The organism is Dyadobacter flavalbus, from assembly GCF_006149045.1.
In the GTDB taxonomy this organism is placed as follows: Bacteria; Bacteroidota; Bacteroidia; order Cytophagales; family Spirosomataceae; genus Dyadobacter; species Dyadobacter flavalbus.
Window position 1 is genome coordinate 87,883 of the sequence record NZ_VBSN01000010.1, and the last position, 13,313, is coordinate 101,195.

Below are 13,313 nucleotides of genomic sequence, written 5' to 3' on the forward strand. Positions count from 1 at the left end.
AAAATAATCACAAAATATCAATGTCCGCCGATAACTGCGACTTCATCAATGCCAATGGTTTTTACAGAAATATTCCGTAATGGCGCTGAATGTTTTTTGAAATCCTGGATAATTTCAAGTACGTCATAATCAATGTTCAGCGATTTGCTTCCGTCAATAATAACCGTAGAACCGTCGGGCAGATTGTCGAGTGTAGCACTGATACTTCCTTTGTTGAGGAATGTAACTTCTTCCGACAAAATAAGTGTAATTACATCTCCGTCGCGGTGATTTTCCTTAATATAATGGTAAGAATGCTTGTAATTTTTTCTTAAAATAAAATAGATCGCCACGACCATTCCTATACCAATTCCTTTGAGCAAATCCGTGCTCAGTATGGCAATAATGGTGACAATAAACGGCATAAACTGTTCTTTGCCCAGTTTATACATGCCCTGATACAAAGAAAGCTTGGAAAGTTTGTAACCGACCATCAATAAAACGGCGGCCAGAGATGCAAGCGGAATGTAGTTCAGATAGGCAGGAATAAACAACGCCGACAAAAGCAAAATGGAACCGTGAATGATCGTACTCATTTTGGTCCTTCCGCCGGAATCAATGTTGGCCGAGCTCCGGACAATAACCTGCGTAACAGGCAGCCCGCCAATCAGGCCGGAAGTAATATTCCCGATTCCCTGTGCAATCAGCTCCCGGTTCGTTGGCGTACTCCGCTTGTAAGGGTCCAGCTTGTCCGTTGCTTCTACACACAAGAGCGTTTCCAGACTGGCTACAATGGCGAGCGTCAAACCAATGGTATAAACATCGACATTATTTAGGGCAGAAAAATCGGGTGATTTGAAGAAGCTGAAAAACTCGCTAGCGCTGGAAGCAACCGGCAACTGTACCATATGGTCACCCGATAGCGCCCAACCCGGCATCAGGTTTGCGAAAAGTATATTCAGGAAAATTCCGGTTATAACGACAAACAATGCGCCGGGAACAAACCGGAACAACTGGATTCTTTTCATGAAAGGTTTATCAAAAAGGATCAGTAAACCCAGTGAAACTGCTGAGATAATGATGGCGCCCGTACTGCTGTATCTGACTGCGTTGAATAACTCGGTAAATGTATTCTGGCCGTCTTTCTGGTCAAATGCTTCATCGCCCATAAAATCGGCATCATACCCGAAAGCATGCGGAATTTCCTTTAAGATAAGTGTTATTCCAATTGCTGCAAGCATGCCTTTGATGATGGAAGAAGGAAAATAATAACCGATAATCCCGGCTTTCATCAGACCCGCAATTACCTGTAAAACGCCTGCAACCACGACAGCCAGCAGAAATGCTTCGAAACTACCCAGCGTATCCAGTGCGTTGAGCACAATGACCACCAGACCGGCTGCCGGCCCAGACACGCCAAGCGCAGAGCCGCTGAGAGAGCCGACCACAATACCGCCGATCATTCCTGCAATGATCCCCGAAAAAAGCAGATCCGGCCTTCCGGTGGAAGCGAGCGCCACACCAAGGCAAAGCGGCAATGCAACCAGATATACGACCAACCCTGAGGGAAAATCATACTTAAGGTTGGAAAAAAAGTTATTCTTATCCACTGACATACGGTTGATTCTAAAGAGTAAGTAACTGAATATTAATGACGCAGCTTTTCTCAGACATAATCCGGCATTTCAAACCGGTAAACATCTTCCATGTCGTTGCAGTCACCCGCCGACACATCAAGATCTTTCAGAATGCCGTTTTTAATGTCGTAAACAAGTCCGTGCACCTGCAACGGTTTTCCATTTGCCCATGCATTCTGCACAATGGAAGTTTTGGCAAGATCACGTACTTGTTCGATCACGTTCAGCTCCACAAACCGCTCGCTTCTCTTTCCTGTATCCTCAATGGCATTAAGCTCCTGCTTGTGAAGCCTGTACACATCCTTGATATGACGAAGCCAGTTATCGATCAGTCCGACCTGTTTGTTGCCCATGGCTGCAATCACGCCGCCGCATCCGTAATGACCGCACACGATGATGTGTTTTACGCCCAGTACATTTACGGAATAATCGAGTACGCTCAGCATGCTCATATCCGTATGAATGACCATGTTGGCAATGTTGCGGTGAACGAAAATATCGCCCGGCATGGTACCGGTAATTTCATTGGCCGGAACACGGCTGTCGGAGCAGCCAATCCATAAATACTCGGGGCTTTGTCCTTTTGCCAGATTATTGAAGAAGTCAGGGTTTGCGTTTGTAGTATTGGCAACCCATTTTTTATTGTTATCAAAAAGTGATTTATACGAATGAATCATGATTTCCTGAATTGTAAGAATGGAATAAATTAATATACAGCCGGTTCAGACGAAACCAGGTTTCATCTGTCAGACAGCATATTACTGAAATACCGGAAAGAAATCAGACTGACTCGGGAGGAGGGGAAAGGATGTTACGATAAATTTCACTCCCTGAATTGACCGTATAGGAAAAAGAAGATTTTAGCGGAATTGACAAGCTGCATTTATCAAAATGCACAGTATGTGAAATCAAAAGCTGGTCGTCAAGCGTTTTTTCAATTTCTGTTTTTTCATTATCGCAGGTGCCTGTGTCGTCACAGGTACCTTTTTCATCACTATTGCCAGAATTTTCGTCATTGCACGTGCCGGTGGAGACACAGGCCACAAGCACCTTTTCCTTCACCAGCAAAAAGCTGGCTATATCTGTAGCTTTACAGATCAGAAAGGCCGTGAGCAATATGAGACAAAGCGTTCTTAGCAAAATATGAAATATTAAAACGATTCCGGAACAGCAGCAGGACTAAAAAACGTTCGGGCCTTTGCAAAATGTATAAAGTACTCCCGTATTGTAAAGGTACTAAAAGCAAGTTTGTATCGAATGCACAAAAAAGGGTCGTAAAAACAACCCTTATTTAATTTTCCATCCTTTTTCATGATTTTCCAGCCATCGTCCGACAATGAAAGCCGAACCCAGCAGAACTACATAAAAAATGATCATTATGATTGTCATTTCCATGATACACTTGTTATAAATCTGACTTGATATGGACAAAAATAGGCAAAAAAGCCAAACATCAGACTTGCTGCCAAAAAAAATTAAAGGACTCCTTTTGTGGAAGGCATAAAATCCAGCGCTTTCAAATCCCGGCGAACGGCCATTTTGATTGCTTTTGCAAATGCCTTGAATACAGATTCTATTTTGTGATGCTCATTCTGGCCTTCTACCTTGATGTTGAGGTTGGATAGTGAAGTATCGGAAAAGGATTTGAAAAAATGAAAAAACATTTCGGTCGGCATTTCCCCGATTTTCTCTCTTTTGAATTCTGCATCCCAAACGATCCATGGACGCCCGGAAAAGTCAATGGCAACCTGAGCAAGCGCTTCGTCCATAGGCAGCAGAAAACCGTAGCGGCTGATGCCTCTTTTATCGCCGATTGCCTGGCGGTACGCTTCGCCCAAAGCCAGAGCAGTATCCTCAATCGTATGATGTTCGTCGATATGCAGATCGCCCTCCACATGTATCGCAAGGTCCGCGCCGGAATGTCTTGCAAGCTGATCCAGCATATGGTCAAAAAATCCAAGCCCGGTATGAATGTCCGATCTGCCGCTGCCGTCCAGATTCAGCTCTACTTTTATCTGCGTTTCCTTGGTGTTTCTTTCTACTGAAGCTTTTCTCGAAGGCAGTTTCAGGTGTTCATAAATCGCGTCCCAGTCATTTGAAACATAGCTGATTGCGGCATTCATTTCACCAGAGATTTGTTTGTCCTGCACGTCAGAACCAAACAAAATGGCTTTTGCTCCCAGATTGACGGCAAGCTGTACGTCTGTAAGCCGGTCACCGATGACATAACTGTTTGCAAGGTCATATTCCTCGGAAAAGTAGGCCGTAAGCAATCCGGTTCCCGGCTTGCGCGTTGGAAGATTGTCTTCAGGAAAACTTCTGTCTATATGTACTGCAACAAAGTGAATATTTTCACCCGCCAGCGTTTGAAGCATTTTATTATGGGCAGGCCAGAAATCAGGTTCCGGAAATGAATCCGTTCCAAGCCCGTCCTGATTGGTCACCATGACAAGTTCATAATCTGTTTCTTCTGCAATGCGGCGGAGACTGGAAATGGCTTTTGGTAAAAATTCCAGTTTTTCCAGAGAATCAACCTGAAAATCGGTAGGAGGTTCGACAATGATCGTTCCGTCACGATCAATAAACAAGACTTTTTTCATCAATGGTTTTATATTGAATACATGTTACAGGAAATACGCAGGCATTTCTTTCTTGTGCAAAGTTCGCAAACTAAGTGGAATTGAAAAGTTATAAAGAAGTATTAGTATAAGCCGGCACGTTCTTTACTGCTGAAAGAGTTGCCGGGAAATCGTAACTTTGCAGTTTAAAAACATCAGTACGAAAATGTTTACAGGAATTGTAGAATCCACAGCGGAAGTTGTAAAAATAGAAATACAGGGTACAAACCGTACTTTCACCTTTCAATCGCCGATTGCAAAGGAATTTAAAATTGATCAGAGCATCAGCCATAATGGCGTTTGTCTTACGGTAACTGCCGTTGAAGGCGATACTTACCAGGTTACAGCCATTGAAGAAACATTGCTGAAAACCAATCTGGGCTCTCTGACCGAAAGCAGCAAGGTAAATCTGGAACGCTGCATGCCGGCCAACGGAAGGTTTGACGGCCATATCGTTCAGGGACATGTAGACCAGACCGCCACCTGCATTGCCGTTGAAGAAAGGGGCGGAAGCTGGCTTTTTGATTTTGAATACGATCCTTCCACAGGAAATATTACGGTTGAAAAAGGTTCAATCTGTATCAATGGCGTCAGTCTTACCGTTTTCAATTCAGAACAGAATTCGTTCCGGGTAGCGATTATTCCCTATACCTATTCATTTACGAATTTTCATTCGCTCAGAAAAGGCGATACCGTCAACCTTGAATTTGATATTCTGGGCAAGTATATAAAAAGAATTCTTGGCGCATATACGGCCTAGTATATTTGCAACTCGGAATATTACGTTTATTTTTACCGTTTATAAAAATCGCGCATACAGTAAATTCATGGCCAAAATAAGCACACAATCCAGAACGGATCTTTTAATACATATCGGAATCGTCGTTTCACTGCTTTTGGTTCTTTTTCTGGGATTCTTTTTCGTATATCTTCCTTTTACTACCAATCATGGAGAAGCTATAACTGTTCCGGACCTGAAAAAGAAAAGCGTAGAAGGACTTGAAGATTTTCTGGACAGCAGGGACCTGCGCTATGAAGTAAGCGATTGTACTTTCGTCGCCAATGTTCCGGCACTTACGATTATTTCACAATATCCGCAGCCCGGAGAAAAGGTTAAAGAGGGCCGGAAAATATATGTTACCGTAGTTTCCCGTACCGCTCCGCTTATCAAAATGCCCAAGCTGACCGATATGACGCACAGAAGTGCACAGATGCTGCTGAAAAGTGTCGGCCTGGAAGAAGGGAATATTTCCTATGTTCCGGATATGGCGCAAAATGCGGTACTGAGGCAAATGTTTAACGGAAAGGAGATTTTTCCCGGCCAGCCTATTGCCAAAGGTTCCAAAATTGATCTTGAACTTGGCGAAGGGCTTGGAACTGCGCAGTTTGAAGCTCCCTCCGTGCTGGATATGCCGCTGGATGAAGCTAAAATCGCCATCATCGGCGCAGGACTGAAAGTAGGACAACAAATGACAATTCCTGCAGAAGAAGGACAAGCCGCCGGTACAGTCGTAAGACAGAATCCGGATGCCGGCAACAGTGTTAGAATTGGAGACGTAATTGATCTTTGGGTAACGCCACAGGCAGTTGAACCAGCCGAGAATGAGGATGACCTACCAAAATAAAAGTTCTTTGATTAACAGCAGCAAGCGCATTCTGATTATCTGGGCCTGGATATTGCTGCAATGTTCGTATTCTTACGGCCAGTTGCAGCTTGTTCCGCTTGGCGGCGACGATAAAAGCAATGCGAATGCATTCGAATCAAAAAGTCCTCTTCGTACGCAGGCATCTTTGAACCTTCCGTTTTTTGATGATTTTTCATCGGTAAAAAATGCAACGCCGGGAAGTAAAAACTGGCTGCCGGGAAGCGGTGTATACATTAATAATTCCCTGACTTCGTCGCATCCGTCGCTTAACATTGCCACGTTTGACGGTCTGAATGCCACCGGCACTCCTTATAACCTGATCAATCCGCTTAATCAGGGCTTTACGGACACGCTTACTTCCCAGCCTGTTAATCTGTCGGGTAAAACAGCAGCTGATTCTGTTTACATCAGTTTTTACTGGATGGCGAAAGGGCTTGGCGAATTGCCGGATTCCAGCGATTATTTTCAGCTCGAATTTCTAAGCAGGTCCAATGAATGGGTTACGGTATGGAAACAGGTCGGTTATAACCTCACGAATTCCTTTATTGAACAGTTTGTCAAAATTACAGATCCGGCTTATTTGTATGATGCTTTTCAGTTTCGTTTCCGGTCGTATGGAAGAAATTCGGGGCCTTACGATACATGGCATCTGGATTATGTTCATCTTAATGCAAAAAGATCCTCAAAACAACCGTATATCTTTGATGTCGCTTTAAGAAAGCCGCTTACGCCATATCTGAAAAAATATACGTCCATGCCGCTCCGGCAATACCGGGTGGATCCGAAATCGGCAGTTTCCGATTCAGTCGGAACGGACATTGTCAATCATTTCAACAACTTCAATATCCTGACCGGCACTTTCACCATTTCGGATCAGTCCAAAGGCACCGAATATTTCAGAAATGTGCAAAGGTCCATTTATGTGGAATCACTGAAACCAAAAGTGCTGCAGACAAAGCTGACGCCGGTTACGCCCGCTGCAAACGTTGACAGTGTGAAACTGCTTTTAAAATATTTTGTAACCACAACGGATACAATCCCGAATGTCAATCTGAAAAGCAATGACACGATCACTTCCAGAATTGATTTAAGTGATTATTACGCATTTGATGACGGCAGTGCAGAATACGGCGTTCAGATCAATCAGAAACTGAGCCGCGTGGCAGTACGGTATATGCTCTCAAAGCCGGATACAATCGGCGGCGTCAGAATGGCTATGGTCGCTTTCAACAAGGATATTGCTGGGCAAGGATTTACCGTTCAGATTTTCAGCAACAGAAACGGTCGTCCCGACCAGATGATTGCGCAGCGTTCTGTTGGAGTACGTTATTCCGGTACGCGCAATGGTTTTATCGATTACGCATTCGCCAGTCCGGTTGCAGTGCCCGACACATTTTACGTAGGCTGGCTGCAGATCAACGAGCAGCCCGTTACCGTTGGATTTGACCGCAATTCTCTATTGGGCAAAGATCACGTATTTTATAATCTTGGAACGGAATGGGTTAAAGAAGCCGGGCTGAACGGCAGCATCATGATCCGTCCTTACCTTGGAAAAAAAGCAACCGGCGTTGTTACCGGAAACGAACCGGCGCTGGACAACAGCTTTTCTTTCTTCCCGAATCCGAACAAAGGCACGCTGAACTGGAATCATAAATCGCTGAAAAAAATAGAAATACTTTCTGTTCAGGGAAAACTGCTTCAGACCATTATTCCTGAAAATAACATGCAATCGGCAAATGTCGGTACTTTAACAGAAGGAATTTACCACATAAAAGCATCGGACGGGAAACGATCATCGGTTCAAAAGATGTTAATAGTAAAATAGCTTATTCTAACAAAAAGATATCAGGTATGGACATTACAGTGGAAGAATTAAAAGAACGTCTTGAAAAAGGAGAAAGTCTGAATTTCTATGATGTTCGTGAAGAGCACGAATACGAGGAAGATAATCTGGGCGCGGTTTTGATACCACTCGGTGATTTGCCCGATCATTTGGATGAACTGGAACCTTTGAAAGATGAGGAAATTATCATTCACTGCCGTTCCGGGGCAAGAAGCGGAAAGGCGGCCAGATTTCTGGAATCACAGGGCTTTTCAAATGTCAGAAATGTCACAGGCGGAATTCTTGCTTACCGCGAACAGGAATAATTACGGTCGGGAGTTCAGGCGTATTTTCTCGAACTCCCCGTTTTTAATCATTGTTCATGGTCATGCAGCGCTGAATGTATTCCAGAATCAGTTGATAATCATCTGCGTGAAACCATTTGAAATTTCCCTGGTGACGAAACCAGGTTAACTGGCGTTTTGCATATCTTCTGGAATTCTGTTTCAGTAACCGGATCATTTCTTCTTTGTCATAATGGCCGTCCAGAAAGCCGTAAACTTCTTTATAACCCACCGTTTGCAGTGCATGGTGCGATCTGTAAGCAATCAGGTCCTTTGCTTCTTCAATCAACCCTTCTTCCAGCATCACGTCCATCCGCGTATCTATGCGGTTGTATAATTCCGCGCGGTCACGATCTACTGCAATCAGGATTTGTTCAAACGGGCGCTTGCTGTACTCTTTGATATAATACTGGCTGATCGGGATTCCGGAAGTATGAAAAACTTCCAGTGCCCGCAAGACTCTTTGCGGGTTGGCGATTTCCTTTGTTTGCGAAAATGCAGGATCAATTTGCCTGATCTCATTTTGTAAAGTTTCAAATCCTTCGTCGGAAAGCCGTTTCGCAAGCATTTCGCGCAGGCCGGGCAAAGGTGCAGGCAAGTTGTCAAGACCTTCCAGAACCGCTTTTATATACAATCCCGAGCCACCGGTCATTATGATGTAATCATATTTTTCAAATAACGTTTCCAGAAGTTTCAACACATCCCGTTCGAAATCACCGGCACTGTAAGATTCCGCAATTGAATGTGTGTTGATAAAATAATGCTTTACCTCTTCCAGTTCTGCCGGCGAAGGTTTGGCCGTTCCGATGTTCAGTTCACGAAAAAACTGCCGTGAATCTGCCGAGATAATTTGTGTTCCGAGTGCTTTTGCAAGTTTTACAGCTAATGCGGTTTTTCCAACCGCCGTTGGCCCGGCAATTGTAATCAGGTATTTCTTGGGGGTATTTGGCATTGTGCTGTTTTTATCTGAATTTAATTGCTGTAAAATTAAATACCATGGAGTCGAATACATTACTTTTTTTAATTATTACACTCCTTGCCGGCGGAGTAGGAGGGGCGGCAGTATACTCGTTTTTTCTAAACCGCAAATCTGATAAATCCGTATCCAGGCATGAAGCGACCGTTTTGATCGAGCGAATTGAGAAAGTGTTTAAGGTCGTGATGGCCGAAGGGTATTTTACTGAAATTTATAATTATGAAAATGATAAAAACATCTGGAACCTGATCAATGACAGGAAAAAGGCACTGATTATAGCCAAAGCAAAAGTGCTGGTCGGTTATGATTTTTCAAAACTGAAGTTTCATCATGTGGAAGGTGAACGCCGGATTGTAATTGATTTCTTTCCAAAGCCTGAAATTCTATCAATCGATACGGATTACAAGTTTTACGATATTGAACAAGGCTGGCTGAACCGCTTTCAGAGTGATGATTACACGGCTATTTTGAACGAAGCAAAGCAGACCATGAATGACAAGGCTATGCAAAGCGATCTGCCCCGGATAGCAGGAAATCAGGTGCAGCTGATGATGTTCCAGCTTGCAGCAAGCATGAACTGGAAAATTGAACTTCAGCTTTCGGAAAGTAACAGAATCATGCTGGAAGAGTACGCAAGTTACCGGTTGACAGAAGCCGAAATTGATTTTTTAAAAACCGAGAAGGATAAGTAGTTTTTTTTATATAATTTATGGCTGGAACTGGCTTTCTCTCGTCACAATCCAATTTTCCTGCGTATTAACTGTTACAATTTCACCTTTAATTTAATTCACTTATAAACCTTAACATTATGTTCAAAAGATTATTACTGATTGCCTGGGTTGGTTTAATGGTATTTATGGTTAGCTGTAAAGGTCCGCAAGGAGAAGTTGGGCCACAAGGCGAAAAAGGCGATACCGGTGCAGCCGGACCTGCGGGCCCGGCCGGAGAAGACGGAACGTCTGGAGGCGGAGCACTGATTATTTCTTCAGGCGCCGATGCAACGGATTCTACGGGTAGTTACATCACAGGGATTTCTGAGCTGACAGCAGCTGATGACAGTCTGCTGCAATCGTCTGCAGTACTTGTTTATATCAAGGCACAAGGCGTATACTGGCCGCTTCCTGGCATAGTTAGTTTTGGCAACAACACGTTAAGTAACTTTACCTTTATTCATGGCATTGAAGAAAGTACTTTTTTTGTTCAGCTTATTCAGACGGACTGGTCGGAACAGAATCTGGAAAGTGCGCCGGAACGTAATTTTGAAGACGTTCGTGTTGTCATTATTCCGGGAACCATACTGGGCAGGATGAACGGGCAAATCAACCTGAAGAGTTACGAAGAAACCATTGCTGCACTTGGCTTAACGGACAAGGATACCAAATTTGGCAAGAAAATTAAGCTAGTAAAAAAATGAAGACATGGCAGGATTAAATAATTTCAAATACTGCTAAAAAGTAAAAGGCTCCATTTGGAGCCTTTTGCTTTTTATGAACTTACTTTATTAAAATGAAATCTTAGTATTCCCAAAGACCATGCTCCAGTTCCATTAACTCCTGTTCGTAATTAAGGGATTTGATAAGTGCTTCTTTTTCGCCGTTGTAAATGTCCAGAAATGCTTTGTCAGTAGCATTTGAAAACTTTGTGATACGGCCGTAAAATAAGCGGAGATCAAAAGCATCTGCAAGGTTTTTGTTCTGGGCCGTATTATGCGTATTATACCAGATATACTTTTTAGGATCACTTCTGAACAGTCTTTCAACATCCTTGTAACGGAAAGAGGCTACCGGAAGCTCCAAACCCGTAGAAGTCTGTTCAGACGGAAGAACGATGGACAATGTCTGAATATCATTGTACAGACGTGATCTTTTTTTATCAAAAGTCCAGTCTTCCTTGATTTCCAGAATCGTCAACTGATCAGGAAAGTATTCTTCTTCGGTGGCAGCAACCTGCGTTTGAAAAGTATCTACTTTTGGTGCTTCCGGAGCCGGCAGTTCTTCTTTGGCAACTTCAGTCTTTTTAGCATTTTTCTTGGTAGATTTTTTCTTTGGAGGTCCCCAGCCATCGTCTACTGCTTCTTCCTTCTGAGCATCTTTTTTAGCGGTATTTCCCCAGCCATCATCCGTTGCAGCAGGAGTCTGCTTTGTTGCATCTGCTTTGGGAGCAGCACCCCAGCTGTCGTCTGTTTTGGCTGGTTCACCAAAACCTGCTGCCAGTTCTTCTGCGGATAATCCCGCAGTCTGGTTAGGAATAAGAATGCGCTTGTGCAATTCCTCCGGTGTGATTTTGGTTGTACAAGAGTCATTGGTATAAGCATCAATCAATCCTGCTTTGGCAGCATCCAGAAGATAGCGTGTAATCTCGTTATTTTTGGAGAACATGGAAATGTTCTGTTTTTCCTTAAGATCAACTCTTCTCCACAACGTTTTCTTCATCATTACATCTCCGTCTTCAATCGGACGGGCAGAAAACTGGTTTGCAGTAGAATCTACTTTTTCCTGAGCAAAAGCAGCACTGGTTCCCAGAGACAAAGACAGCAATGACCATGCAATCGTTTTTCCGTTCATTCTTCTCATATCATACATAAGGTTGTATTGTCTAAGCAACGCACAACTAGAAAAATTAGTATAATGGAACCGTACGAGTTTGATTTCCCATTTCAACTTCGCTGACAGCACCTTTAAAATTCTGACGTTCTACTTTCAAGATAGAAATTACATAACGGTCGCCGGGTTGTGCCTGTTGTGCCAGAGATGAAATGGATCCTCCGCCGCCATTCAGTGTAACGCCGTTGATACGACGGGCTCCGCGGGCAAGAGAAATTTCCACTTGAGAAACTCTGAATTTTGCATCCTCGGGAGAGAAGTTTCTGAAACTTTCGTCCGCAACGGCAACCACCTGAATACTTCTTGCACCAGACGCCGGCGCGCCTTTGCGCTCGTCAAATGCAGCCCCGTTTACTCTTATTTCAAGAGATGGCTTCGGTACACGGTTAACTCTGAAAGGCTCCGATCCAAGAACATTTCCTGCATTGCTTACAGTAATGTTCAGCTGAGCTCTGTTCGGTACAATTGTAAATTTACCTTTTTGGCCACTTGGAATAATTTCTCCGCCGTCTGTTGAAAAGTTCGGTGCCCAAAGTGCACCCAAAGCCGGACTCTGAATGCTAAGTTTGTTGGCGCATCCCAAATACAAGGGTGGCAACGTTCCGGTTTCAATCTGATAAGAAGGCTTAACTACAAAATATTCCTGTCTCATCACATAAGTAGTATCTCTTCCGGACGGAGTAGGAATTGTGATTCTGCCCTGAAGTTCTTTCCGGGCAATTCCTTCTGCGTTGTAACCGCCGCCCTGAGCCGTAAATTCGATCAAACCTACGCCATTTTCTACTCTCACGGCTGCACCGTTTAGGCTCATGCGCGGTGTAATTCCCGATGCAGAAGCAGCAATAAACATCTGACCTTTGAATTTGGTACCTGCAACAACCGTTTTGGCATCTGCACTTACCATAGCAAGTACACGATCAAACTTGATATCCGCAGCACCAACTTTGCTTGCAAGATAGTTCAGAACTTCACCTTCCATACGGCGTATGTCAGTCTGTTTCTGGCTTAGAACCGCCAGAGCAGCTGCTACGGGTGTTTCTTCAAAATTCAATTCAGCAAAATCCTTGTTTCTCTGGTCTTTATTGCCTTTTGCAACAGGATCATCCTTTCCGTCCATTGCGAGTGGCTGAAATTTGGTAGGAACCATGGAATTCAGTTCCGCAGTATAGTCATTCAGCGTTTTCTTCAGCTGATATGCCTTTCCGTTTTTTCTGCCTCCCACCATCAGTTCCGCAACTTTACTTGCTTCTTCAGGATTTTTAATAGCTCCTTCTTCATTCAGTCCGCCGCCTGCTTTTGCAGTTATTTCTTCCTTTAAAGCATTGATATCATTGATGATATCAGAAGAATATTTACGAACCTGATCGGCTTGCTTTATTACTGCTACGTCAGCAGAGCGGTTTCCCGATTTTTCAACTGCTGCTTTTATTTTTAATACAGTTTCCTGGTTTATTCTATTAGCTGCTCCGGAGGATAGTTCCAAAGAATTGTTCAGAAGAATGAATTTTTCTATAATGGCTGAACTTACCTGTAACGCAAGCATTGCGGTAAGTACCAGATACATCATGCCAATCATCTTTTGACGGGGTGTTTCTTTTCCACCTGCCATATTGTTCAGTAATCAGTTATCAGTGATTAAATAATTAATTTTATAACAAGCCGCTGTAATTACCCAGGGTAACTTACAA

Annotated in this window: 13 protein-coding genes; 6 read left to right on the forward strand and 7 right to left on the reverse strand. The window is 43.5% G+C overall.

Features of this window, described 5'->3' with window-relative positions:
* Window positions 1-17 precede the first annotated feature (17 nt).
* The 4 genes from FEM33_RS01230 to hisB form a co-directional block, all read right to left on the reverse strand.
* Window positions 18-1,595 carry a SulP family inorganic anion transporter gene (locus FEM33_RS01230; RefSeq protein ID WP_139010299.1) on the reverse strand — a complete coding sequence of 526 codons (1,578 nt, stop codon included), beginning with the start codon at window positions 1,593-1,595 and terminating at the stop codon, window positions 18-20.
* A gap of 50 nt (window positions 1,596-1,645) precedes the next feature.
* Window positions 1,646-2,293: a carbonate dehydratase gene (can, locus tag FEM33_RS01235; protein WP_139010300.1), complete on the reverse strand. Its 648-nt coding sequence runs from the start codon at window positions 2,291-2,293 to the stop codon at window positions 1,646-1,648.
* 103 nt (window positions 2,294-2,396) lie between these two features.
* On the reverse strand, window positions 2,397-2,756 hold the full coding sequence (locus FEM33_RS01240; RefSeq protein WP_139010301.1) for a hypothetical protein: 360 nt from the start codon (window positions 2,754-2,756) through the stop codon (window positions 2,397-2,399).
* 335 nt (window positions 2,757-3,091) lie between these two features.
* Window positions 3,092-4,216, reverse strand: coding sequence for a bifunctional histidinol-phosphatase/imidazoleglycerol-phosphate dehydratase HisB (gene hisB / locus FEM33_RS01245; protein WP_139010302.1), 1,125 nt, complete (start codon window positions 4,214-4,216; stop codon window positions 3,092-3,094).
* 184 nt (window positions 4,217-4,400) lie between these two features.
* On the opposite strand from hisB, the gene FEM33_RS01250 reads away from it, so the two are divergent.
* The 4 genes from FEM33_RS01250 (at window position 4,401) to FEM33_RS01265 (ending at window position 8,028) form a co-directional block, all read left to right on the forward strand.
* Entirely contained in the window at window positions 4,401-4,994 is a 594-nt protein-coding gene (locus FEM33_RS01250; RefSeq protein WP_139010303.1) for a riboflavin synthase, read from the forward strand.
* 67 nt (window positions 4,995-5,061) lie between these two features.
* Window positions 5,062-5,859, forward strand: a complete 798-nt coding sequence (locus FEM33_RS01255; RefSeq protein ID WP_139010304.1) for a PASTA domain-containing protein — start codon at window positions 5,062-5,064, stop codon at window positions 5,857-5,859.
* Window positions 5,837-7,705, forward strand: a complete 1,869-nt coding sequence (locus FEM33_RS01260; protein ID WP_229214022.1) for a T9SS type A sorting domain-containing protein — start codon at window positions 5,837-5,839, stop codon at window positions 7,703-7,705. Before FEM33_RS01255 ends, FEM33_RS01260 begins: the two co-directional genes overlap by 23 nt.
* A gap of 26 nt (window positions 7,706-7,731) precedes the next feature.
* Complete coding sequence (locus FEM33_RS01265; protein WP_139010305.1) at window positions 7,732-8,028, forward strand: rhodanese-like domain-containing protein; 297 nt, start codon at window positions 7,732-7,734, stop codon at window positions 8,026-8,028.
* A 43-nt stretch (window positions 8,029-8,071) separates the two neighbouring features.
* Here FEM33_RS01265 and miaA read toward each other — a convergent pair whose 3' ends face one another.
* The gene (gene miaA, locus FEM33_RS01270; RefSeq protein WP_139010306.1) at window positions 8,072-8,998 is read right to left on the reverse strand and encodes a tRNA (adenosine(37)-N6)-dimethylallyltransferase MiaA; all 927 of its coding nucleotides are present in this window, start codon (window positions 8,996-8,998) and stop codon (window positions 8,072-8,074) included.
* A gap of 44 nt (window positions 8,999-9,042) precedes the next feature.
* On the opposite strand from miaA, the gene FEM33_RS01275 reads away from it, so the two are divergent.
* Both FEM33_RS01275 and FEM33_RS01280 read left to right on the forward strand, forming a co-directional pair.
* Complete coding sequence (locus tag FEM33_RS01275; RefSeq protein ID WP_139010307.1) at window positions 9,043-9,714, forward strand: DUF4230 domain-containing protein; 672 nt, start codon at window positions 9,043-9,045, stop codon at window positions 9,712-9,714.
* A gap of 116 nt (window positions 9,715-9,830) precedes the next feature.
* The gene (locus FEM33_RS01280; RefSeq protein ID WP_139010308.1) at window positions 9,831-10,436 is read left to right on the forward strand and encodes a hypothetical protein; all 606 of its coding nucleotides are present in this window, start codon (window positions 9,831-9,833) and stop codon (window positions 10,434-10,436) included.
* A gap of 100 nt (window positions 10,437-10,536) precedes the next feature.
* Here the strand turns inward: FEM33_RS01280 and FEM33_RS01285 are convergent, their stop codons facing one another.
* Together FEM33_RS01285 and porM are read right to left on the reverse strand one after the other, a co-directional pair.
* A complete protein-coding gene (locus tag FEM33_RS01285; protein WP_201747680.1) occupies window positions 10,537-11,604 on the reverse strand; it encodes a gliding motility protein GldN in 1,068 nt (355 codons plus the stop codon).
* Window positions 11,605-11,641: 37 nt separating this feature from the next.
* The gene (gene porM / locus FEM33_RS01290; RefSeq protein WP_139010309.1) at window positions 11,642-13,234 is read right to left on the reverse strand and encodes a type IX secretion system motor protein PorM/GldM; all 1,593 of its coding nucleotides are present in this window, start codon (window positions 13,232-13,234) and stop codon (window positions 11,642-11,644) included.
* Between the last annotated feature and the right edge of the window lie 79 nt (window positions 13,235-13,313).